This is a genomic window from Halopseudomonas sp. T1L2 (assembly GCF_055397385.1).
The window spans coordinates 751,874-773,823 of the sequence record NZ_AP040865.1 but is presented as its reverse complement, the minus strand read 5'-3'; the positions used below and the strand labels follow the sequence as shown (position 1 = coordinate 773,823).

The window sequence follows — 21,950 nt, the reverse complement described above, 5'->3', positions numbered from 1 at the left end:
AGGAGTATCCATCATGAACAAGTCTATGTTGACGGGCATTCTGGTCGGCGCGGCTCTGGCCACGGCCGGCGGCGCCATCGCCGGTTACACCGCCTTTGCGGACAGAACTCCCACCGAGGCTGACGTTCTTGATGTTGTCGAGATCACCCAGACCCAGCGTACCCCGCGCGAAGTCTGCAACGATGTCGCCGTCACCCGGCAGAAGCCGGTACAGGACCAGAATCGAATTCTTGGCACGATCGCCGGCGCTGTAGTGGGTGGCGCGCTGGGTAATCAGGTAGGCGGCGGCAACGGCAAGAAGATTGCCACTGTAGCCGGCGCCGCAGCCGGTGGTTACGCAGGCAACCGCATCCAGGAAAACATGCAGAACAACAGCACCTACACCACCACCGAGCGCCGCTGTGAGACCGTCTACGACAGCCACGATGAAGTGGTTGGCTATAACGTCAAATACCGCATCGGTGACGAAACCGGTACCGTGCGCATGGACCACAAACCCGGCGCTACCATCCCGCTAAAAGATGGCGAGCTGGTGCTGAGCAGCAACTGATCATTGCTGGCGGTAAACGAAGCCGCAGCGCGCAAGCGTTGCGGCTTTTTTGCTGCCCCCACGAAAACCGCAGGGGCGCGACATGACGCACCCGCCGCCCCAAGGCATACCAAAAAAGCCGGCCTCGGCATGCGGCGGCCCTACGCCAATCCCTCGGTACTTTCCCTGCACAACGCCAGCCAGCGCTCCACCCCGGCGCTGCGAAACTTCTGCCGGTGCAGAGCGAAGTAAAACCGGCGATGAAAGTCCCGATGGGGCACCGGCAGCGGTACCAGCCGGCCGCGCTTGAACGCATCCACCAGGGTAATCTCGGACAGGCAGCCCACACCAAGCCCTGCCTCCACCGCCCGCTTGATGGCTTCGGTGTGCTGCAACTCCAACTTGATATTCAGCTCGGGTAGCAGGCCGTGCATCGCCCACTCAAAGTGCTGGCGGGTACCGGAACCGGGCTCACGCACGATCCAGGCAGCGCTTAGCAAATCGTCGTCGGTCAGCCAGGGCTTGCCGGCGAGCGGGTGATCCGGTGCACAGAACACCACCAGTTCGTCGTCACGCCAATGGATCATCTCCAGATCAGGGTGTCGACTCTCCCCTTCGACCAGCCCCAGATCCAGCTCAAAGTTGGCCACCTTGCGCACGATGGCCTCGGTGTTCGCCACCTCCAGCTCGACCCGCGCGCCGGCCTGCTCGCCCATATAACGTGCCATAATCTCGACCGCCAGATAGTTGCCGATACTGAGTGTCGCGCCGACCCGCAGGTGACCGAACTCCTGGTGCCGGGCCAGCGCACTCTCCAGACCGCGCGCCTGCTCAAGCAGTGCCTCAGCCCGCGGCCTGATGCTTTCGCCCAGCTCGTTCAGCTGCAATCGCTTGCCTACCCGATCAAACAACTGCACATCAAACTGGCTTTCCAGATCCTTCAATGCACTGCTGGCCGCCGACTGCGACATCGACAGGCTGGCCGCTGCGCGCGTCAGGTTTTCATGGAAGGCCGTGGCGAGGAATACCTCAAGCTGGCGAAGGGTGTATTTCATAATCGGTTTTCCCGAATAGTCATATATGAATTATCCGTTTAGCCGATAGATTAACCCCGCGTAGACTCGCCGACCAAGAGATCTTCACCACTGGAGGCGACATGTCAGGCTTCAACACCGAAAAAGTACTCAGCGTGCACCACTGGACAGACACTCTGTTCAGCTTCAGGACCACCCGCGATCCCGGTTTCCGTTTCAAGAACGGTCACTTCATCATGATCGGTCTGGAAGTCGAAGGCCGCCCGCTGATGCGCGCCTACAGCATCGCCAGCCCGAACCACGAAGACACGCTGGAGTTCTTCAGCATCAAGGTGCCGGATGGCCCGCTGACCTCGCGCCTGCAGAACATCAATGCTGGCGACCAGATCATGATCAGCCGCAAGCCCACCGGCACGCTGGTGCTGGATCACCTGATCCCGGGCCGCAACCTGTATCTGCTCAGCACCGGTACCGGTCTGGCGCCGTTTATCAGCATCATCCAGGACCCGGAAACCTACGAGCAGTACGACAAGGTGATCCTGACTCACGGCTGCCGCAACGTCAGCGACCTGGCCTATCAGGATCTGATCAACGACGTGCTGCCCAATAACGAGTACTTCGGCGATCTGGTACGTGAAAAGCTGATCTACTACCCGACGGTGACCCGCGAGCCGTTTCGCAACCAGGGCCGCCTGACCGACCTGATGAGCAACGGCAAGCTGTTTTCCGACATCGGCTTGCCGCAGTTCGATCTGGAACAGGATCGCTTCATGCTGTGCGGCAGCCCGAGCATGCTCAAGGACTGCTGTGAAATTCTCGACGCCAACGGCTTCAAGGAAGCCCGCCACGGCGACCAGGGCCACTACGTGATTGAGCGCGCCTTCGTCGAGAAATAAAGCCCCAGGTGTAACGAAAAAGGCCCCGGTGCTTTCGCACCGGGGCCTTTTCTATGCCCTGCTTCCGCGCGGGCCAGCGACGAACCAGATAATCAACCCCAGCAGTGGCAACAGCACCACCAGCAGAATCCACAACAGTTTCATGCCCATCTCGGAGCGACTCTGCAAAATATTGATGATGGCCCAGATATCCCCGATCAAGATCAGCAGCCCAAGCAGACCGCCACCCGTTCCCATGTTCATTGCCTTCCCCCCTGGCGTTGGTGTGTCCACCACACTATAGATCATGCGGGGAAGTCAGATATCCAATGGCAACAAGCCCGACAGTGTTGGCGCTTCAAGCGGATGGTACGTCAATGCCGAGTCTTCGGCTGCGCTGTCCTGCCAGCGGCAGTCAATACCGGCGGCGGGCAAGATGGCCTGCTCAAGGCCTGCAGGCAGAGAAATACGGTCACCCGCGCGCAGCGCAATCACCATTGCCCAAGCGCCGGTACCAAGGCATAACCGCAGCCGTCCAGCCTGCACCGTTCGCACCACAGCGCCGCAGCAAAACAGGTTCGCCTCGGTGAGCTGCTCTTCCACCTGCTGGTACGCCGGCATGCCATGAGCATCATGTATGCGGCTGACAGCGGCGGACTGAGGCTCGGCATCTGCAATGGTCAGCGACAGCCCCCTCTCCTGCAGCGCGCACTGGATATCCTCAAGATGGGTCAGCACCCGTCGAGGGCACTGCAGATCACCACCGTCGTATATTGCCAGTATGCTCATCAATCCCCCGTGTTCAGTCCGCTTCTCGCAGCCGCAGGCTCAGGATGACCGCCGCAGCCAATGCTGCCAGAGCCGCCACCCCGAATGTCAGCGTGGCGCCAACGCCCTGCCAGGCATATCCTGAATACAGCGCCCCCAAGGCACCGCCCACGCCCGCCAGCGTCGCATAAAGCGCCTGCCCCTGTCCCTGATACCTTTCGCCAAAGCGTTGCTGAACGAAGTGAATGGCGGCTACATGGAAGGCGCCAAAGGTGGCCGCGTGCAAGATCTGGGCAAAAATCAGCACGGACAAATGATCGGCCAGGGTGCCGAGCAATACCCAGCGCAATGACGCGATCAGGAAACTGGCGACCAGCAGCGCCCGCAGGCTGAACACACCCAGCACCCGATGCATGACGAGAAACAGCAGGATTTCCGCAACCACCCCAAGCGCCCAGAGCGCGCCGATCAACCCGCGCCCATAACCCAGCGCTTCCAGGTGAATACTCAGGAAGGTGTAATACGGCCCGTGCGAGAGCTGCATCAGCGCCACACACAGGAAGAATGCCGGTACACCCGGCCGCCAGAGTCGCCGGAGGAAGCCGTCAGCGTGCTCCTGCGCAGCGGCAGGTTGCTGCGGTGGCGCTGGCACCAGCGCGCTGCACAGACTGATCAACAGCATGATGCCGAGCATGGCCATGGGATAAACCCCCATCCCCTCGCGCTGCAGCAGCATGCCGAGCAGAACGACGGTAAGGATGAACCCCACTGAGCCCCAAAGCCGGAGCTGACTGTAACGGGAGGACTGGCTACCCAGATGCGCCAGAGTAATGGCCTCGAACTGCGGCAGCACGGCATGCCAGAAGAAACTGTGCAGGGCCATGATCGCCGCCAGCCACCAGTAGTCCTGCCGCCAGAAAATGCCGGCAAACGTCAGCGCCGTCAGCAGCGCGCCCACCCGCACAATCAACAGGCGCTGACCTGTCGCATCGCCCAGCCAACCCCAGAGATTGGGCGCAATGCAGCGCATCAGCATCGGAATGGCAACCAGCTCGCCAATGCGCGCGGGCTCAAACCCGAGGGACTCGAAATACAGTGAGAGAAAAGGCGCTACTCCGCCCAACAGGGCGAAGTAGGCAAAATAGAAACCGGACAGCCGCCAGTACGGCAGCGGAGAACCCGCGACGGCGCTCACGGCTGACCGTGCCGACTCAAAGCTGGCCCAGTACCGGGGTCGTCACCTTGACGTCGGCGTTCTGCGCGCGGTGGCGCAGCAGATGATCCATCAGCACCAGCGCCATCATCGCCTCGGCGATGGGGGTCGCGCGGATGCCAACGCAGGGGTCATGACGGCCCTTGGTAATCACGTCCACCGGCTGACCATTGACGTCGATCGAGCGGCCCGGTGTGGTGATGCTGGAGGTTGGTTTCAGTGCCAGGCTAGCGACAATCGGCTGACCGGACGAGATACCGCCGAGCACGCCACCGGCCTGATTGCTGAGGAAGCCTTGCGGAGTCAGCTCGTCACGGTGTTCGGTGCCGCGCTGGGCAACCGAAGCGAAACCGGCGCCGATTTCGACGCCCTTGACCGCGTTGATGCTCATCAGCGCATAGGCCAGCTCCGCGTCCAGACGGTCAAAAATCGGCTCACCCAGCCCCGGCGGCACGCCCTCGGCGACGACGGTAATCTTGGCGCCGACCGAATCCTGGTCGCGACGCAGCTGATCCATGTAGGCTTCCAGTTCGGCAATCTTGTCCGGATCAGCGCTGAAGAATGCGTTGTCGTTGACACCATCCCAGCTCTTGAAAGGAATCTCGATCGGACCCAGCTGACTCATGTACCCGCGTACCTGAATGCCCTGGGTTGCCAGATACTTCTTGGCAATCGCACCGGCGGCGACACGCATCGCTGTTTCACGCGCCGAAGAACGGCCACCGCCGCGGTAATCGCGCAGGCCGTACTTGTGGTGGTAGGTGTAATCGGCGTGGGCCGGACGGAACAGATCCTTGATCGCCGAGTAGTCCTTGGACTTCTGATCGGTGTTGCGAATCAGCAGACCAATCGGGCAACCGGTGGTCACGCCCTCAAATACGCCAGACAGGATCTCGACCTCATCGGGTTCCTGACGCTGGGTGGTGTGGCGGCTGGTGCCGGGCTTGCGGCGATCCAGATCACGCTGCAGGTCTTCGCTCGACAGCGGCAGGCCGGGAGGGCAGCCATCCACAATGGCGACCAGAGCCGGACCGTGGCTTTCGCCAGCCGTGGTAACAGTGAAGAGAGTACCAAGCGTGTTTCCAGACATACCAAGAACCTGAGCTGAACATGGGCAGTGCGGCAGTATACCCGCTGGCCGATAGCGGTGACAGCCTGAAGTCCGCCCGTTAGGCTACCCCCTTTTGCCGGAGCCACCCAATGAGCGAGCTGTTGCCGCTGCTGCTGCCCGAAAACCTTGCCCCGCAGTGGGCGCTGGTGCTGATTCTGACAGCCGCGCTGACCTCCGCTGTCACTGCGGCCATGGGCGCCGGTGGCGGTGTCATGCTGCTGGCCGTGATGGCGCTGGTGATGCCGGCAGCCGCCATTATCCCGGTGCATGGCATGGTCCAGCTGGGCTCCAACGCCAATCGCGTGCTGCTGACCTGGCGAGACGTCAACTGGCGAGTAATCGCCTGGTTTGCTCCCGGCGTCATCCTCGGCGCATATGCCGCCAGCCTGCTGCTGGTGCGTCTGCCTCTGGAGCTGGTTCAACTCAGCATCGCCGCATTCATCCTGGTGCTGTGCTGGGGGCCGGCGATCCCCAAGGTTGCCACCGGCCCCGTTGGCACCCTGCTCGCCTCCACCGTCACTAGTTTTGTCAGCCTGTTTGTTGGCGCCACCGGCCCGCTGGTTGCCGCCTTCATCAAACAGCAGCAGTCACACCGCCGGCTGCAAACGGTTGCCACCTTTGCCGCCGCCATGACCCTGCAGCATCTGCCCAAGGCCTTTGCCTTTACGGCTGCCGGCTTCATCTTTCACGACTGGCTGGCCCTGATAGCGGCCATGATTGCGGCAGGTGCAGGCGGTACATGGCTCGGCCTGCATCTGCTGAGACGCATGAGCGACCAGCATTTTGGTCGTATCTTCAACCTGGTACTTACCCTGCTCGCCATTCGACTTGCCTGGGAAGCTGTTCACAACTGGCTGGCATGAGCCGCTGCGTGCAGGTATTTATGTTACAGAATGGCGCTGCGCGGCCGATAAACCCGGAGTGAAATGCGCGACAATGCATTCGCAAAATGCTAGGAACACCCAATGAGCCCAACCGACACGCTGGATGAAGGAGTTGCAACGGAGCACTCAGCCCCGAAGGATCCGTTCGCCCGCGCCAAGCCGTCGGACTCCTACTGGGTCCAGTTAAAGCCGGTATTCAAGGCTCGCATTCTGGTGCATCCCGAACGCCTGGCACAGATCGTTGTAACCCAGGAGAGTATCGCCTCGCTGGAATTGCTGCGCCTGCAGGTACGCTTTGAAGGAGAGCCGCTGCCGGAAACGGGCAACCGCATGGAAGTACTGGTGGACCACAAGCGCAAGCGCGTGCGCTTCGGTCCGGTGGACGGCGTGCAGATAGTGCCTGCCCAGCGTGGCCTGGCGACTTTCATGCTCGCCCAGCTGATTCACTGGTGTCAGCGCTATTGCGGCGACTACGCCGTCACCCCCATTGCCCTGCACAACAGCGACTCTGCCAACGAAGACGCTCGCAGCGCACGCGACGCCATTCTCAGCCGTGCCGGTTTTACCATCACGCCGATCGAGGGTGAGCCCGGTGCGGCGCTGGCTCAGGCCAACCGGGTTAACGACCTGATAGGCAGCTGGAACACCGAACGCATCCAGCCGCTGCAGATCAACACCCTGCTGGCTCAACTGCGCGAAACCGAAGCCCTCAATCAGAAACAGGAAGGGCGAATCAACCAGCTGCAGGCCGCCATCGCCAGTTACAAACGCTCAGACTTGAGCAACCGCTTTGCCATCGGCTGTCTGATCGCCTTCTCGATCTTTCAGGCGTTGATGCTGCTGTGGGTCGTACTGCGCTGAGCCAGACGCCAGGAATGCTTACAGGCTCTCGGCAAACAGTGACTGGAAATGACGGCACTGCTCTGCACTCAGCACAAACACACCGTGCCCACCGTGCCGGAACTTGACCCACTCAAAATCCACCTCGGGCCATTCGGCCATCACATGGACCATGCTGTTGCCAACCTCGATCACCAGCACGCCATCCTCGGTCAGGTAGTCCGCCGCTTCCGCCAGCATCAGGCGCACCAGATCCAGTCCGTCGTCGCCGGCAGCCAGCCCCATCTCGGGCTCGTGGCGATACTCATCCGGCAGGGAATCCATATCTTCGGCATCCACGTAGGGCGGATTGCTGACGATCAGATCAAAGCGCTCACCTGCCAGCCCATCAAACCCGTCGGACCAGCGCGCCTCGACACGCTCGCCCAGCTCGTGCATCTCGATATTCTGCTCGGCGACCGCCAGTGCATCGGACGACAGATCCGCCAGCACCACCTCGGCCTCCGGGAAGGTATAGGCACAGGCAATGCCGATACAGCCGCTGCCGGTACACAGATCCAGAATGCGTTCGGGGTCGCGCTCCAGCCAGGGTTCAAAGCGGCTTTCAATCAACTCGGCAATCGGCGAGCGCGGCACCAGCACGCGGTCATCAACAATAAAATCCAGACCTGCAAAGCGTGCGTGACCGGTCAGATAAGCCGCCGGCATACGCAGACGAATGCGCTCCTCAAGCAACGCTACCACCGCATCGCGCTCCTCGTCCGTGACCCGGCACTGCAGATAGTCCTGCGGGGTCTCCCAGGGCAGGTAAAGTGCATGCAGGACCAGCAGCCGCGACTCATCCCAGGCGTTGTCGGTGCCATGGCCAAAAAAAAGCTCGGCCTGATGGAAGCGGCTCACGCCCCAACGGACGAGATCCTGGATGCTCTGCAGTGCAGCGTGTTCGCTCATGGGTCAATCCTTGTCTGGTTCAGGCCGCCATTCTACCTTGCCGAGCGCCGACGACCAGCGGGCGGGGCAAAATCGGTAACAACGCCGCCAGCTCATTTGCATCCGGCTGCTGTTACACTTCGGTTTTTGCGCGATGATCAGCAGCATGACACAGGACTCTTTCTCCGACGACGATCTCGACCTGTTCCGGCAGGCCGTCAAGGGCGCCAGGCCCATCAAGCACCAGCAGGCCGACGTTGGCAAACCGCCGCGCGACCGCGCCAACATTGCCGCAAGCCGCCAGCGCGCGACCGTCAGGCAGAACGAGGTGGTGGTCGATGGTTTGTCCGATCAGTTCGTGATTGACGTAGACCCGGAACAGGAACTGGCCTGGGCCTCCAATGGCGTGCAAGACTCCCAACTGCGCAAGCTGAAGCAGGCGCATATCCCGTTTGACGGCTCAATCGACCTGCACGGTCTGACGATCGAGCGCGCCCGCGAACAGCTCTGGGCGTTTCTGGCCGAAGCGGTAAAACAGGAAATCCGCTGTGTGCGCGTCACCCACGGCAAGGCCCGCCGACTCGATGGCCGCAAACCGATGATGAAGAGCCACGTCAACACCTGGCTACGCCAGCACGACAGCGTCCTCGCGTTCGCCTCGTGCATACCGCGCCACGGCGGCACGGGCTCGGTCTATGTATTGCTGCGCAGAACCATGCTTGAAGGAAGGGATGACTGACAGGCAGCTGGAAGCTGGAAGCAAAGCTGCAAGCTGCAAGCTGCAAGCTGCAAGCAAAGATGCAGTGGGTTGTTTAGCCTGGCAAGCGCTTCCTTGGCTGCGGACAGCGTTGTACGGTGGACACACCCGCAGAAGGAGTCCACCGTCAGCGTGTCGACCCAAAACTACTCTGCAAAGCCCACAAAACGCGCTACATCCGTCACTTCGCGCCGACGCGACACCACTGCGTTGGCCGGAAAACTCTCATCCGGGTAACCCATCGCTACACAGATAATGATCACCTGATCATCCGGAATGCCTGCATGCTCGCGCACTACCGGCGAGTGCATGATGCCCTGACTGTTCACCACACATCCAAGACCACGCGACCAGGCCGCGTTGACCAGGCCGTTCACCAGAGCACCGCAGTCAAACTGGGCAATGTCGCCCTCGCGCAGCTGACGGTCGTAGGTCACGACGATGGACACCGGCGCATCAAACTGGCGGAAGCCGCGCAGCACCCAGTCCTGACGCTTCTCCTTGTCGTCACGGGCAATGCCCATGGCTTCGAACAACTGCACGGCAATCTCGACCTGACGCTGACGATGCAGACCCTCATAACTCCCGGAATCGCGGGTTTCCTTTGAGGGCTTTACGCCGGTGATCATGCGCTCGGTATTCTCCGCGCGAACGCGATCCAGCGGCTCGCCGGTCAAGACATGCAGGTGCCACGGCTGCGAGTTCATCGACGACGGCGCCCGGATCGCCAGACCAATAACCTCCTCCAGCACCGCGCGCGGAACCGGCTCAGCCTTGAATGCCCGGATACTGCGTCGCCCCAGCACCACATCATCGTAATTCATTGTTGTTCTCCTACGACAAGTCCCGCCCGAAGCCCGTGCCTCGGCGCCATTGGGGGCGGACGTTAGCACAGCAGACGGCAGAGCTGACCCGGGTCAGCAGGTTGAAATGGCGGGCTATCACATCGCTGGATAACACAGAACAGGCTGACGACGCTCTCAGGCACCATCACCATCCCCACCACTGCTGCACCTTCAGCACCGAGCGCCAGATCGCGCCCAGCAGCGAGGGAAACAACAGCGGAAACAACAGCGCGGCCAGGGCAAACGCAACAACAGTGACGAGCAGATAGCGGCTATCGAGGAAGCCACCCCAGTACGCCAGCTCCTTGTTGACGCCCAGCCAGATCAGCGCAGCCGTGGGAACAGAAAAGACCAGCGAGGCAAGCATGCTGAGCAGGCGCATTTGCGCAGAAGGGTTAACGGCAGCGGGTTTGGACATACTCAACCAGTTTCATCCATGAATGACGGGGCTCAATCATCAGCGATGACGCAGTCGCAGGCAATGCTCCGCACCCAGGCAATGCCCTGTGCTAGAGTAGCCACTCGAATCCAGCCCGGGTAAGCCTCATGTTTGTATACGTCCTCATCGCCTGCGACCGTCTTGATGAAAAGCAGGAAAAAAAGCTCAGGCAGAACCTGCCGGCGCTGCAAGCCGCCCTGCAGACCTATGCTGATGAGAACGCCGCGACCACGGTAACCCTGATCAACGACTGTGAAAGCGACGATTGCGAAGACTGGCAGCTGGGCATCAGCCAGCACGTCAAGAAACCGCTTCACCTGAACCCGCCGGTAAACCTGTTCAACAGTCTCGCCGAGCAGTACGACATCGATTGCGAAGTGGGATTCATCGAAGACGATACCCGCGAAGCCGTCAGCTACTTCGGCAAGCACGAAGGGCGCGGCGAGGCCTTCCTGATCGCCGGATATCTGGGAATCTGACCCCAGCCCTGCGCAGGCCCGCACTCCATCAGCGCTGAAGCACTACACGGTTGCGGCCTGCAGCCTTGGCTTCATACATGGCCCTGTCCGCACGGCCGATGGCGTCCTCGACCGGCATTGAGCCCGCCAGCGCCGCCACTCCGAACGAGGCCGTGACCTGAATATCGGCAAACTCGAAATCCAGCCGGGCGATGGAAAGTCGCAACCGATCCATGATCTCGCCCGCCTGTTCCACAGTGGTATCAGGCATGCAGACGATAAACTCCTCACCGCCATAGCGATAAATGCGGTCATAGGGCCGCAGATGCGCCTTGACGCACTGCACCACATCAACCAGGACCACGTCACCGGCTACGTGGCCGTAGGTGTCATTCACCTTTTTGAAGTGATCAAGGTCCAGTAGCGCCAGAGCACAGGCCTGCCTGCCCCGCTCCACCAGCGCCTGCTGTTTGCGCAGTTCAGTCAGCAACCCCCGCCGCGTCTGAATTTCGGTAAGCGGATCACGGTTGCTGGCAACCTCGGCAAACCGGTCACGGGCACTCAGCACCGATAACCGCATCGTCTCCCGGCAACGCTCAAAAAAGTCCCATTCCGCCGGCGGAATCACCAGGCCATTCACCGACAGTTGCAGTAACTTCCGAGCCTCGCTTTGAACCACCTCATGCGCCTTTTGCAGCGCAACGTAATCATCGCGGTCATCAAACAGGCGAGCAGCGTCACCCGCCAGCCACTTGCCGAAGGAGCAATGCAGGTGCGCATCAACGCACAGATCCGCCCGCTCCGCAGGTACGTGCGCAATTAAAACCTTGAGCAGGTTTCTAAACCACTGATCGTGAAGATAAATGGCGTGATCCAGCTCAAGAATACCCAACTGCAACTCATGATTGGTCAAGGCATCCAATGCGGTAACTCTCTTCGGAGACGGGGGTGTACGAATTTTTGTGTAACCGGCTAATGAGCGACACTGTCGCTCCGAACCGGAGACACGATGAGCAAGAAACTACATCCCATCACCGACGAGCTGCTGGATCAGCTCTTGGCCAACTATCAAAAACCTGAAGACCTGATTGGTGCCGAAGGCATCCTCAAGCAGCTGACCAAAAAGCTGGTTGAGCGTGCGCTGGATGCCGAGTTGACTCACCATCTGGGGCACGACAAGCATCAGCCGGTCGGTAACTCGTCTGGCAATACCCGCAACGGCTTTAGCCGCAAGAAGCTCAAGGGCGAGTTCGGCGAGCTGCCCATTGAGATACCGCGTGATCGGCATGGCACCTTCGAACCGCAGATCGTCGAGAAGCACCAGACCCGCTGGGTGGGGTTCGACGACAAGATTCTTTCGCTGTACGCACGGGGCATGACCGTGCGCGAGATTCAGGCACACCTACAGGAGATGTATGGCGCCGAGGTATCGCCCAGTCTGATCTCCTCGGTGACCGATGCCGTAACCGATGAGGTGAAGGCCTGGCAGTCACGGCCGCTCGACGCGGTCTATCCCATCGTCTACCTCGACTGCATCCACACCAAGGTGCGTGAGGGTGCCGTGCGGGTGAAGGCGGTTTACCTGGCGCTGGGCATCAACCTGGCCGGGGAGAAGGAAATCCTCGGGCTATGGATCGCCCAGAGCGAGGGTGCCAAGTTCTGGTTGCAGGTGGTGACCGAGTTGCGCAACCGTGGCGTGCAGGACATCTTCATCGCCTGCGTGGATGGCCTGAAGGGCTTCCCCGAGGCCATCGAGGCTGTCTTCCCGCACACCAGCGTGCAACTGTGCATCGTGCATATGGTCAGGCACAGCCTGAACTACGTCTCTTGGAAACGGCGCGCCGAGGTAGCGGCTGACCTGAAGCGGATTTACCAGTCCAGCACGGCGGACGAGGCTGAGCTGCGCCTTGGCGAGTTCGAAACCAAATGGGATGACGACTACCTGCCAATTGGTCAGTCCTGGCGGCGCAACTGGGCTCGGATCACGCCGTTCTTCGACTTCCCACCGGAGATCCGCAAAGTGATCTATACCACCAACGCCATTGAGTCGGTGAACATGAGTTTGCGCAAGATAACCAAGAACCGCGGCTCGTTCCCCAGCGACGAGGCGCTGCTGAAACTGTTCTATCTGGCGCTACGCAACATCAGCAAGAAATGGACGATGCCGATCCGTGACTGGAAAGCGGCACTGACACGCTTTACGATCAGCTACGAAGGCAGGCTGCCACAGTAGTAACCCCATCCCCGGTTACACAGAATTCTGCACACCCTCGGCCGATTTCCGACAAGCACTTCTATCAGTCCTTGAATCACACCGGGTTTCGTGGAGGCCTCAACTCTTGAGAGAATGAGGCATGAAGAAATCCAATAGCTACTCCCCTGAAGTCCGTGAACGTGCTGTGCGCATGGTTCTGGAGAACTTGAAGGACTACCCATCCGAGTGGGCAGCCATCGAATCCATTGCACCCAAGATTGGTTGTGTTCCGCAGACACTGCATGGCTGGGTGCGCAAACACCAGACCGACAACGGCCAGCGACCCGGTCAGACGACTGAGGAACGGGATCGTATCAAGGCCTTGGAGCGCGAGAACCGTGAGCTGCGTAAAGCGAACGAGATCCTCCGCCTGGCCAGTGCTTATTTTGCCCAGGCGGAGCTCGACCGCCGCAACAAACCCTGAACGCCTTCGTTGACGAGTACCGTGACCGTTACGGGGTCGAGTCGATCTGCCGCGTGGTGCAGATCGCTCCGTCCGGTTACTACCTGCATGCAGCACGTGCTCGACAGCCTGAGCGGCGAAGCACTCGCGCCCAACAGGATGATCTGCTGTGTGAGGACATCAAGCGTGTATGGGAGGACAACATGCAGTGCTACGGCGTCGTGAAAGTCTGGAAGCAACTCAGGCGCGACAAGGTGCACGTTGCCCGTTGTACCGTTGCGCGGCTGATGCGCCGCTTGGGATTGCAGGGCGTCCGGCGCGGCCAGGTAGTTCGTACCACGGTGCCTGATGGCAAAGCCGTCTGTCCGCTCGACAAGGTTCAGCGCCAGTTCAATGCTGACCGTCCCAATCAGCTTTGGGTTTCAGACTTTACATACGTATCAACGTGGCAGGGCTGGCTCTATGTAGCTTTTGTTATCGATGTTTTCGCACGACGCATCGTCGGCTGGCGTGTGAGCAACAGCATGAAAACGGAATTCGTGCTCGATGCCCTGGAGCAAGCACTCTACGCCCGGCAGCCAAGCCACACGGACAGTCTGATCCACCATAGCGATAGGGGTAGTCAGTACGTCTCTATTCGTTATACGGAGCGTCTCGCTGAGGCTGGAATAGAGCCCTCTGTTGGTAGCAAAGGAGACAGCTACGACAACGCCTTGGCGGAAACCATCAATGGCTTGTACAAAGCGGAATTGATTTACCGGCAGTCCTGGCGGAGCCGCGAAGCCGTCGAAATCGCCACCTTGAAGTGGGTTCACTGGTACAACCACCAACGGCTACTGAGCTCGATTGGATATATACCGCCGGCAGAAGCTGAGGCAAACTTCTACCAGCAACACACCGGTCAGGCCATGGCCGCCTGACTTAAACGAAATGGTCTCCATGAAACCCGGTGTGATTCACCTCGTCTCAGTGCTGCCTGCTCATCTTCAGTTTCTCCGTGCGCGCGAGGCGAATAAGACGAATTCTTGATGTGGGTTTTATCGAAATCATAGTTTAAAACGCGAGCCATCTTATGAAGAAGTTCAACAAGCAGATCTACGCGCTTTACTCCCCACTGATCTATAGGGATCGTAGAATTGTTGAGTAGGTCTAGGTACTCCTTCCAAGCATCAATGACATCCCTTTCCTTTTTGTTGTTTTTATCAAACTCTAGATCAATTCTCTTAAGCGCTTCCACATGCGCCTACGAAACCGTATATGCTCGCGTGGCCATCAGCGTTTGGAAGATATTGACCTTTCTCTCCCTGATTTCCTTTTGGTTATCAAGGTAGCGAGTTAGTCGTACTGCCACGGTAATCCCCCCTGAAATCAGTCCTCGTCAGAAGTAGAATTTTCTCCTAATTGGATCAAGGAAATTTTGCGTGAAGACATCGCGTTTTTCGGACAGTCAAATCATCTCCATCCTCAAGCAGGCCGAAGCCGGCAGCCCCGTGCCTGAACTGTGCCGCGAGCATGGCATCAGTTTGTAGTGGTCTAATGAAACCGGACACCAACTAGGCGACAATACTCGCCATTGAGAGGTGTTCGATGACAAGAAAGCGACGTACTTTTACCCCTGAATTCAAACAGGAAGCAGCCAGCCTGGTGCTGGACCAAGGCTACAGCATTACTCAAGCCAGCCTATCGTTGGGTGTGGTTGAAAGTGTCCTGCGCAAATGGGTCAAACAGCTCACTGAGGAGCGGCAGGGTGTAACCCCTAAAGGCAAAGCCATGACGCCAGAGCAGCAGCGAATTCAGGAGTTGGAAGAGCGTTGCCGGCGGTTGGAGATGGAGAAGACCATCCTAAAAAAGGCTACCGCTCTCTTGATGTCGGACGACTGGAAACGTACACGCTGATTGACCAGTTGAGAGAGCAAGCCCCGGTTGACATGGTGTGCGCAGCCTTTGATATCAATCGTTCCTGTTATTACGAACACCGCCAGAAGGTCCAGCGTGTGGATGCTGAGCGTGTAGCCCTGAGGGCCCAGGTTAACGAGCTGTTCAACAAAAGCCGCAGCTCCGCAGGTAGCCGTACCATACAGGGTTTACTGAACGACCAGGGAGTCGGCATCGGTCGCTTCAAGGTGCGCCGGCTGATGAGCGAGCTGGGCTTGGTCTGCAAGCAGCCGGGGCCTCACGCGTACAAACGAGCAACAGTGGAGCGGCTGGATATCCCTAACCGACTGGATCGGGAGTTTGATGTGGCACAGCCTGATCAGGTTTGGTGTGGTGATATCACTTACATCTGGACGGGGCAGCGCTGGAGCTATCTGGCGGTAGTACTGGATCTGTATGCCCGTCGGGTGGTCGGCTGGGCTATGTCTGATACCGCCGATGCAGATCTGGTTGTTCAGGCTCTGGATCATGCCTGGGAACAGCGTGGGCGCCCCCACGGGGTTATGTTCCATTCGGATCAAGGGTCGCAGTATGCGAGTCGCAAGTTCCGGCAAAGGCTCTGGCGTTACCGCCTGGTACAGAGCATGAGCCGTCGTGGAAATTGCTGGGACAACGCCCCCATGGAGCGTCTGTTCCGCAGCCTGAAAACGGAATGGATACCGCCGATGGGCTACCACAGCCTGGCCGCTGCCCGGAAGGATATCAGCAGCTACCTGATGGGATATTACAATCAGGAGCGGCCCCATGCCTTCAATGGGGGGATCGCACCGGTAGTGGCAGAAGAAAAACTTAAAACAGTGTCCGGGATCAGTTGACCACTACAGTTCGGCGACCTTCTACAAATGGCGCGCCAAGTTCGGTGGCATGGACGCCTCGTTAATGGCTCGACTGCGCGAGCTGGAGGAGGAGAATCGTCGCCTGAAGAAGATGTATGCCGAGGAGCGCCTGAAGGCCGAGATCATCCAGGAGGCGATGGCAAAAAAGTGGTGAAGCCATCTCGGCGACGAGAGATGGCGCAACACGCAGTTGCCTCAGGCAAGGTCAGCATCAAACTGGCGTGTGTGTCGTTTGGCATCAGCACGACCTGCTATCGCTACCAGCCACGGTTGTCGGAAGAAAATGCCGAGATCGCCGATCACCTAATCCGACTCACACATAACCAACGCAACTGGGGGTTCGGCCTGTGCTTCCTGTATCTGCGTAACGTGAAAGGTTATCGCTGGAATCACAAACGGGTGTATCGGATATATCGGGAGCTGGAGTTGAACCTGCGGATCAAGCCGCGCAAGCGCATCGTGCGAGAGAAGCCCGAGCCACTGGCTGTGCCGGAGGCAATCAATCACTGCTGGTCGATGGACTTCATGCACGATCAGTTGGCCGACGGTCGCAGCTTCCGCCTGTTCAACCTGATCGACGACTTCAACCGCGAGGCCCTGACCATGGATATCGATCTGTCATTGCCGGCAGAGCGGGTGGTGCGCGCACTGGATCAAGTGATCGAGTGGCGTGGCAAGCCCCAAGTTATCCGCAGCGACAATGGCCCGGAATACATCAGCAGCAAGCTCGTGCTATGGGCGGAAAAGCACGGCATTCGACTGGAGCGTATCCAGCCCGGTAATCCACAGCAGAATGCCTACGTCGAGCGCTACAACCGCACGGTGCGTTATGACTGGCTGGGGCATTACTTGTTCGAGTCCATTGCCGAGGTGCAGGAGCATGCAACGCGCTGGGTATGGATATACAATCACGAACGGCCAAACATGGCCCTGGGTGGCATCACCCCGAAACAGAAGTTGGCTCTCGTGGCCTGACCTCTACTTCTGGCGAGCACTAAAAATGGGGGGATTACCCCACAACGGGACCAAGAAACACTGCTGCTATCATTAGCCAGTCGGCTATAGTCATACTGTTCTCCGTGTTTTATCGCTAACAGCTGATTGAACCGACGGCTTCATAACTGCATATGAGTGACTTCCTCAAAACAACACCTCCCGTCGCCCCGCTAGAAAAATAAAACTCTTTATAAGTAATAATTTACGATCAGCAGCGCAACCCAATCCGTATTCGCTTGACCGCTTCATGTTCACGCTTCAATCACTCCCCTACCCGCCAATGTCGAGCGCGCAGGCGCGGGTAAGCCGCCTCGACCGAGGTTGCTGATAGATGAACAGACAGGGAGTGAAGATAGGCACCATCCTTGGGCTCTCGTGACATGGCGGCTTGCCATACAAAGAAAATAGCGCTGTCTCCCTGACGGGTAAAGCACTTATTCCCTGTGGGGTTACACAGGTGAAGCTCCGTTGGTACGCCGCTCTGCCCGCAAACCGCAGATTGCCAAACCCACTGCCAGCGGCGGGTGTCCGGCGGCCAGTGGGGGGGCATTTGCCCTGCTCCACTGGCTGCGCCCGGCCAGCCGGTTGACGTAGCTGGAGCGCACCCAACATCAGTAGATCACGCACTTGAGCTGGGAGCAGTCCGACTGGATGTTCAGTTCGTTGGCGGTACGTATCTGCCCACCACCTGTGGCAATACGTGCAGCAGTATCTCTCTGCTGCGATGCCAGAACGCTGACAGCAGCAACAGCATGGAGCCGATAAACAGCCCGGAGATAGCCAGGCTGGAGCTGAGCGAGCCGTAGGTCTCGAACAGTTCGCCGAAGGCATACACCACGTAGATCAGTGACGACACCATCAATGCACGGCGATCCACAGTGATGGAAACCACCGCCAACAGCAGGTAAAGGACAATGACGGCAGCGATGCCGAACAGACCGCCATTGCCGTCAAACAGACCCAGCGCAGAAAACACCGGATGCACGATCAACGGGGCAGCCAGCAGGTGCAACCAGAAGGCAACATCTGACTTTCTGGTGGTTCTATCAACGTCCTGCGCGTCCCAGCGCATCGCCAGCAGGAAGGTGGCCAGCCCTGCGCAGCAGAGAAAGTAGTTGGTGAACTCGCGCAAGCCTTCAATCTGCATCAGCAGCGCCAGCAGGAACGCAAGCAGGCTGGCGACACCGGCAGCGACGGTGATCGGCACATAAAACTGGTGCCAATGCGCCCAGGCCGCTATAGCGCCGATGGCAGTAGCAAGCATGATCGCGGTGTCTTTCTCTATTCCCGCCGCAACCTGCGCGAAGACCAGGAACGCAACCGTACTGAGTACAAAGGATGCCAACAGCAGCACCGCAGGCAGTGCCAGCTTGCGGCGTTTGACGAAGAATACCGACAACCCCCACGACAGCAGCGCAACCACACAGAAGCCCAACGCAGGCGACTGCAGGCCAAACACCCAGCCCGCCGACGCCAGCAGGATGAACGCTGCAATGCTGACGAAGATGTCGTTAAAGCCGGATATCAGCCGGAAGTTCTCTTCATCCACCAGGCGGGTATGGGCGCGGCCTGACACAAAGTTGCGGAAGCGCTCAACTGCCGCTTCATCCAGCACACCGTCCTTTACTGCTGCGTACAAATCTTCGTCTGTGTACATCGCGTTGTTCGCTCCTTGATCAGGTATCGGGCCAGATTGGCAGCATCCCTTGCACAGTCGCTGCGCGATGAGTGGTTTGGCTCAGCCCGAATGCTCCTCAAACAACTTCATCGCCAGCAACCCATGCCCCACCGCAGCACCGGCACGCAGCGCAGAGGCGATAAATACCGTTTCGGCCAGTTCTTCCTTGGTGGCTCCGGCCTTGACCGCGTTCTCGACGTGGGCATCGATGCAGTAGGAGCATTGGGTAGACAAAGCAACAGCGATAGACATCAGTTCACGGTATTTCTCTGGAATCGCGCCGTCTTTGCGCTCGGCTGTGGCCTTGAGATTGAGGAAGGCGGTGGCTTCCTTGTTGGCGGCCTGCATCAGTTGCTTGGTGTAGGCCTTGTCACTGCGGGACTGGTAGTCACTCATTGGTCTGGTGCTCTTGTTATTGCGATTTGAGGGTATAGCTGGGGTTGGCGCAGGGGCGCTCAAGTGCCCTTGCGTTCGTAAGCCGGCTGGTCGTAGTGGTTGTAGTCGATGGTCGCTTGCGGCCCAGAGTGTGTAAAAACACTTTCGCATCTTGGGTGCCTCAGCCCAGTGCTCCTGGGCGAGGCGGTTTCCCAAGCAAATAGCCGCGATCAGCGCCAATAGCGCGTCAGAGCGTTTATGAAGCGCTTTGGCACCTCTTGGAGCAGCAAAAGCTGGGGCTTTTTACGCCGTCATCGCCTTCAACAGGCCTTCGGTGCCGATGATTTTCATCACCCGTTTCAAGTTGTAGGCGAGCACATTCAAGCTCATCTCCGTACTCACCCCGTTCAGCTTTCGGGTCAGGAAGTGCGTTGCGCCCATCCATTGTTTGAGCGTGCCGAAGGGATGCTCAACAGTCCGTTTTCGAACCCGCATCATATCCGGTGCTTGGTTCAACCGGCGCTGCATTTCCTCCAGCACTGCTTCATGCTCCCAGCGCCTTACTCGACGATTTGTGCTTGGTGTGCACTGGGTTTTCAGCGCACAACTCTGGCACTTAGAACTCCAGTAACAGTGCATATTCATGCCTTTCTCAACGCTGGAGAATCGCCAGATCAGGGCCTCTCCCGCCGGGCAGGTGTATTCGTTTTTCGTCGCGTCATACACGAAGGCATCTTTGTTGAATCGGCCTTCTGCTTTAGCACTGGAGGTCATCGGCTTCGGCACGTAGGCGGTGATGTTTGCGTCGTGACAGGCCAGGATTTCCTCGCCTTTGAAGTAGCCTCGGTCGGCGACTACCGACAACGTTTCTGCGCCGATAGCTTCACGTGCTTGCTTCGCCATTGAACTGAGTTGGTCACGGTCGGAACCGCTGTTGGTGACCTCGTGAGCAACGATCAAATGGTGCTGCGTATCGACCGCCGTCTGCACGTTGTAGCCGACGATACCGCTGCCGCGCGTCATCATCGAGCGGGCATCCGGGTCGGTCAGCGAAACCTGTTTATCTGGCGACTCGTTGAGCTGAGTTTCGATCTCCTGAAGCTCTTTCATCTGCGCTCTGAGCTTGGTTATTTTCTCTTCCAAGCTCGCAGTGTCTGGCGCAGAGGCGCTAGGAATCTGCCGATCAGCCGCATCGAGCGCGGCCAAATAGCGGCTGATGCTCGCCTCGATTTCTTCCATGCGCCGCTTCAGTTTGGCGCTGGTGAAATTGCGGTCACGGTTGTTCACTGCCTTGAATTTGCTGCCGTCGATGGCAACCAGGTTTTCGCCAAACAACCCCAACTGCTGGCAGAGCAAAACGAACTGGCGGCAGACGCCGCGAATGGCCTTGCTGTTGTCTTTTCGGAAGTTGGCGATGGTCTTGAAATCGGGCATCAAACGCCCGGTTAGCCACATGAGTTCGACGTTGCGCTGGGCTTCTCGCTCAAGACGTCGGCTCGATTGAATGCGGTTCAAGTAGCCGTAGATATAAATCTTCAGGAGGATCGCAGGGTGGTAGGCAGGTCTGCCGGTTTCGGCTGGAATGACCCCATCAAAACCTAGTTTGGCCAAGTCGAGTTCATCGACGAAAACGTCGACTACCCGAACCGGATTGGTATCGCTGACATAGTCGTCGAGGCTTTCGGGAAGTAAGGTGCTTTGACCTCGGTGTTCACCCTGGATAAACCGTTTCATGGGCTTCCCTTGCGATGAGATTTTCAGAAATCATAGCAAGGGTTCACCGGGGCGTTTTTACACACTCTGGGCCAGAGGCTAGCGCTTTCCTCTCGCCGCTCGGCGATGGTTTTGCCGAACACCGAGAAGTGCACCCGCTCCATCAGGTCGGCCAGTTGCTGGCTGCTGGCAAAGCCCATAAAGATGGCGCCTTGCATAAAGCCTTCAAGGCGATGCCGGTCCTGATCGGGAAGTTTGTAGCCATCACGTGAGGCTGAAAAGTGTTTGCGCAGGCGTTGTTCGATTTCGGAAAGATACTGGTTTGCAGTCATGGGCTCGAACTCGCATCGGGATTGGAGACAGAACCCCTATCTTGCGTCGGGTTGACTGCAGGCGGCAAGCCGGAATACCACGTGACCAGTGTCTGCTTGCCAGCCTAATGCCCGCGCAACACCTTTGAAAGGACTTAAACGCAGGCACCCGGCAGCATCAGAGCATCAGGACAGTGCGGCGATAAACCCGACAGCAACAAACCAAAGCAACCACAGCACAACGCCGATGTAACCCAGAATCAGGCCGGTCAGCGCCATGCCGTCACCAGTCTGGGTACCACCGCTGCTTTTGATCTGCGAACGCGCAATGTGGCCGCAGATAATCGCGATGATCGAGCCGAAGATAAACAAGCCGGCAATACCCGCGATGAGGCTGACGATAGCCAGTGAGGAGGTGGACGCAACCTGCGGCTGCTGCACTGGCTGTGCAGCCGTGCCCTGTGGTGCAGCATTGGCAACGCCGTACACATCGGTTGCTTCATTGCCAACAGCGACAAAGTCGACAGCGACGCCGGGCACTGGAACACCTGCGCTTTTCCACTGGGGGCGCGTAAAGGTGTATCGATTGCCTGCTTCGCAGCTGATCACACCGCCACCACTGATGGAATTGAAATCCAGTACTGTCCCTTTCATATTCTTTACACCTTTCCCCTGAAACCCAAGTCGAGTACGACACCAACGGCGCCACCACCGCATCCGCCTGATGCTCTCGGACGCGTTCGGCGATTATAAGGAATGGAACGGT

Annotated in this window: 24 protein-coding genes, 3 pseudogenes and 1 other annotated feature; of the genes and pseudogenes, 11 read left to right on the top strand and 16 right to left on the bottom strand. The window is 58.7% G+C overall.

From position 1 onward, the window contains the following. The first annotated feature begins 13 nt into the window (after positions 1 to 13). A complete protein-coding gene (locus ACZ5WQ_RS03750) occupies positions 14 to 550 on the top strand; it encodes a glycine zipper 2TM domain-containing protein (RefSeq protein WP_088275202.1) in 537 nt (178 codons plus the stop codon). A 140-nt stretch (positions 551 to 690) separates the two neighbouring features. Here ACZ5WQ_RS03750 and ACZ5WQ_RS03745 read toward each other — a convergent pair whose 3' ends face one another. Beyond that, a complete protein-coding gene (locus ACZ5WQ_RS03745) occupies positions 691 to 1,584 on the bottom strand; it encodes a LysR family transcriptional regulator (RefSeq protein ID WP_464383161.1) in 894 nt (297 codons plus the stop codon). 101 nt (positions 1,585 to 1,685) lie between these two features. On the opposite strand from ACZ5WQ_RS03745, the gene ACZ5WQ_RS03740 reads away from it, so the two are divergent. Beyond that, positions 1,686 to 2,459 (top strand): ferredoxin--NADP reductase, encoded by a 774-nt coding sequence (locus tag ACZ5WQ_RS03740; RefSeq protein ID WP_088275206.1) that lies wholly within the window; start codon positions 1,686 to 1,688, stop codon positions 2,457 to 2,459. A 51-nt stretch (positions 2,460 to 2,510) separates the two neighbouring features. On the opposite strand, the gene ACZ5WQ_RS03735 is transcribed toward ACZ5WQ_RS03740, so the two are convergent. From ACZ5WQ_RS03735 to aroC, 4 genes are read right to left on the bottom strand one after another with little or no spacing between them, the layout of a single operon-like run. Further along, positions 2,511 to 2,696 carry a PLDc N-terminal domain-containing protein gene (locus ACZ5WQ_RS03735; RefSeq protein WP_088275208.1) on the bottom strand — a complete coding sequence of 62 codons (186 nt, stop codon included), beginning with the start codon at positions 2,694 to 2,696 and terminating at the stop codon, positions 2,511 to 2,513. A 60-nt stretch (positions 2,697 to 2,756) separates the two neighbouring features. Then, entirely contained in the window at positions 2,757 to 3,227 is a 471-nt protein-coding gene (locus ACZ5WQ_RS03730) for a hypothetical protein (protein ID WP_464383160.1), read from the bottom strand. A 13-nt stretch (positions 3,228 to 3,240) separates the two neighbouring features. Next, positions 3,241 to 4,401: an MFS transporter gene (locus tag ACZ5WQ_RS03725; RefSeq protein ID WP_088275211.1), complete on the bottom strand. Its 1,161-nt coding sequence runs from the start codon at positions 4,399 to 4,401 to the stop codon at positions 3,241 to 3,243. Between the two features lie 16 nt (positions 4,402 to 4,417). Then, positions 4,418 to 5,509 (bottom strand): chorismate synthase, encoded by a 1,092-nt coding sequence (aroC, locus tag ACZ5WQ_RS03720; RefSeq protein ID WP_464383159.1) that lies wholly within the window; start codon positions 5,507 to 5,509, stop codon positions 4,418 to 4,420. A 110-nt stretch (positions 5,510 to 5,619) separates the two neighbouring features. Here aroC and ACZ5WQ_RS03715 point away from each other — a divergent pair, with 110 nt between their 5' ends. Together ACZ5WQ_RS03715 and ACZ5WQ_RS03710 are read left to right on the top strand one after the other, a co-directional pair. Beyond that, a complete protein-coding gene (locus ACZ5WQ_RS03715; protein ID WP_464383158.1) occupies positions 5,620 to 6,393 on the top strand; it encodes a sulfite exporter TauE/SafE family protein in 774 nt (257 codons plus the stop codon). A 102-nt stretch (positions 6,394 to 6,495) separates the two neighbouring features. Then, positions 6,496 to 7,275, top strand: coding sequence for a hypothetical protein (locus ACZ5WQ_RS03710; RefSeq protein WP_464383157.1), 780 nt, complete (start codon positions 6,496 to 6,498; stop codon positions 7,273 to 7,275). A gap of 18 nt (positions 7,276 to 7,293) precedes the next feature. On the opposite strand, the gene prmB is transcribed toward ACZ5WQ_RS03710, so the two are convergent. Beyond that, complete coding sequence (prmB, locus tag ACZ5WQ_RS03705) at positions 7,294 to 8,205, bottom strand: 50S ribosomal protein L3 N(5)-glutamine methyltransferase (protein ID WP_464383156.1); 912 nt, start codon at positions 8,203 to 8,205, stop codon at positions 7,294 to 7,296. A gap of 3 nt (positions 8,206 to 8,208) precedes the next feature. Further along, the gene (locus ACZ5WQ_RS03700) at positions 8,209 to 8,352 is read right to left on the bottom strand and encodes a hypothetical protein (RefSeq protein ID WP_228247692.1); all 144 of its coding nucleotides are present in this window, start codon (positions 8,350 to 8,352) and stop codon (positions 8,209 to 8,211) included. Here ACZ5WQ_RS03700 and ACZ5WQ_RS03695 point away from each other — a divergent pair. Further along, positions 8,351 to 8,923, top strand: a complete 573-nt coding sequence (locus ACZ5WQ_RS03695; RefSeq protein ID WP_088275421.1) for a Smr/MutS family protein — start codon at positions 8,351 to 8,353, stop codon at positions 8,921 to 8,923. The genes ACZ5WQ_RS03700 and ACZ5WQ_RS03695 overlap by 2 nt on opposite strands. A 164-nt stretch (positions 8,924 to 9,087) precedes the next feature. Here the strand turns inward: ACZ5WQ_RS03695 and ACZ5WQ_RS03690 are convergent, their stop codons facing one another. Both ACZ5WQ_RS03690 and ACZ5WQ_RS03685 read right to left on the bottom strand, forming a co-directional pair. Then, entirely contained in the window at positions 9,088 to 9,765 is a 678-nt protein-coding gene (locus ACZ5WQ_RS03690) for a nitroreductase (RefSeq protein WP_464383155.1), read from the bottom strand. Positions 9,766 to 9,931: 166 nt separating this feature from the next. After that, positions 9,932 to 10,204, bottom strand: a complete 273-nt coding sequence (locus tag ACZ5WQ_RS03685) for a hypothetical protein (RefSeq protein ID WP_338213705.1) — start codon at positions 10,202 to 10,204, stop codon at positions 9,932 to 9,934. A gap of 128 nt (positions 10,205 to 10,332) precedes the next feature. On the opposite strand from ACZ5WQ_RS03685, the gene ACZ5WQ_RS03680 reads away from it, so the two are divergent. Next, entirely contained in the window at positions 10,333 to 10,704 is a 372-nt protein-coding gene (locus ACZ5WQ_RS03680; RefSeq protein WP_464383154.1) for a hypothetical protein, read from the top strand. Positions 10,705 to 10,732: 28 nt separating this feature from the next. Here ACZ5WQ_RS03680 and ACZ5WQ_RS03675 read toward each other — a convergent pair whose 3' ends face one another. Continuing rightward, complete coding sequence (locus tag ACZ5WQ_RS03675) at positions 10,733 to 11,605, bottom strand: diguanylate cyclase (RefSeq protein WP_464383153.1); 873 nt, start codon at positions 11,603 to 11,605, stop codon at positions 10,733 to 10,735. 87 nt (positions 11,606 to 11,692) lie between these two features. Between ACZ5WQ_RS03675 and ACZ5WQ_RS03670 the strand changes: the two genes are divergently transcribed. Both ACZ5WQ_RS03670 and ACZ5WQ_RS03665 read left to right on the top strand, forming a co-directional pair. Beyond that, complete coding sequence (locus ACZ5WQ_RS03670) at positions 11,693 to 12,916, top strand: IS256 family transposase (RefSeq protein ID WP_233048513.1); 1,224 nt, start codon at positions 11,693 to 11,695, stop codon at positions 12,914 to 12,916. A gap of 121 nt (positions 12,917 to 13,037) precedes the next feature. Continuing rightward, positions 13,038 to 14,260 (top strand): IS3 family transposase gene (locus ACZ5WQ_RS03665; RefSeq protein WP_228246832.1). Its coding sequence is split into 2 segments (ribosomal slippage): positions 13,038 to 13,323 and positions 13,323 to 14,260, totalling 1,224 coding nucleotides; the frame shifts between segments, so codons are not numbered across the junction. Beyond that, positions 13,316 to 13,432: a sequence feature (AL1L pseudoknot), on the top strand. (Overlaps the previous gene by 117 nt.) Here ACZ5WQ_RS03665 and ACZ5WQ_RS03660 read toward each other — a convergent pair. Continuing rightward, positions 14,242 to 14,691 (bottom strand): annotated as a pseudogene (locus ACZ5WQ_RS03660) (DUF6680 family protein). The gene ACZ5WQ_RS03665 and the pseudogene ACZ5WQ_RS03660 sit on opposite strands and share 19 nt — an antisense overlap. Positions 14,692 to 14,761: 70 nt before the next feature. On the opposite strand from ACZ5WQ_RS03660, the pseudogene ACZ5WQ_RS03655 reads away from it, so the two are divergent. From ACZ5WQ_RS03655 to ACZ5WQ_RS03645, 3 genes and pseudogenes are all read left to right on the top strand, one after another. Beyond that, positions 14,762 to 14,863 (top strand): annotated as a pseudogene (locus ACZ5WQ_RS03655) (transposase); the annotation flags it as partial. A 64-nt stretch (positions 14,864 to 14,927) separates the two neighbouring features. Beyond that, positions 14,928 to 16,090 (top strand): IS3 family transposase gene (locus ACZ5WQ_RS03650; protein ID WP_464383047.1). Its coding sequence is split into 2 segments (ribosomal slippage): positions 14,928 to 15,183 and positions 15,183 to 16,090, totalling 1,164 coding nucleotides; the frame shifts between segments, so codons are not numbered across the junction. Between the two features lie 7 nt (positions 16,091 to 16,097). Beyond that, positions 16,098 to 17,086: pseudogene (locus tag ACZ5WQ_RS03645) on the top strand (IS3 family transposase); the annotation flags it as partial. A 676-nt stretch (positions 17,087 to 17,762) separates the two neighbouring features. Here the strand turns inward: ACZ5WQ_RS03645 and ACZ5WQ_RS03640 are convergent. The 5 genes from ACZ5WQ_RS03640 to ACZ5WQ_RS03620 all read right to left on the bottom strand — a co-directional run bounded on the left by ACZ5WQ_RS03640 (position 17,763) and on the right by ACZ5WQ_RS03620 (position 21,838). Then, entirely contained in the window at positions 17,763 to 18,764 is a 1,002-nt protein-coding gene (locus ACZ5WQ_RS03640; protein ID WP_335598850.1) for a hypothetical protein, read from the bottom strand. An 81-nt stretch (positions 18,765 to 18,845) separates the two neighbouring features. Further along, positions 18,846 to 19,181, bottom strand: a complete 336-nt coding sequence (locus tag ACZ5WQ_RS03635; RefSeq protein WP_464383152.1) for a carboxymuconolactone decarboxylase family protein — start codon at positions 19,179 to 19,181, stop codon at positions 18,846 to 18,848. 282 nt (positions 19,182 to 19,463) lie between these two features. After that, complete coding sequence (locus tag ACZ5WQ_RS03630) at positions 19,464 to 20,894, bottom strand: IS1182 family transposase (protein ID WP_042858281.1); 1,431 nt, start codon at positions 20,892 to 20,894, stop codon at positions 19,464 to 19,466. A 23-nt stretch (positions 20,895 to 20,917) separates the two neighbouring features. Continuing rightward, the gene (locus tag ACZ5WQ_RS03625; protein WP_464383151.1) at positions 20,918 to 21,205 is read right to left on the bottom strand and encodes a hypothetical protein; all 288 of its coding nucleotides are present in this window, start codon (positions 21,203 to 21,205) and stop codon (positions 20,918 to 20,920) included. Between the two features lie 165 nt (positions 21,206 to 21,370). Then, positions 21,371 to 21,838 carry a DUF4190 domain-containing protein gene (locus ACZ5WQ_RS03620; RefSeq protein WP_285676664.1) on the bottom strand — a complete coding sequence of 156 codons (468 nt, stop codon included), beginning with the start codon at positions 21,836 to 21,838 and terminating at the stop codon, positions 21,371 to 21,373. Between the last annotated feature and the right edge of the window lie 112 nt (positions 21,839 to 21,950).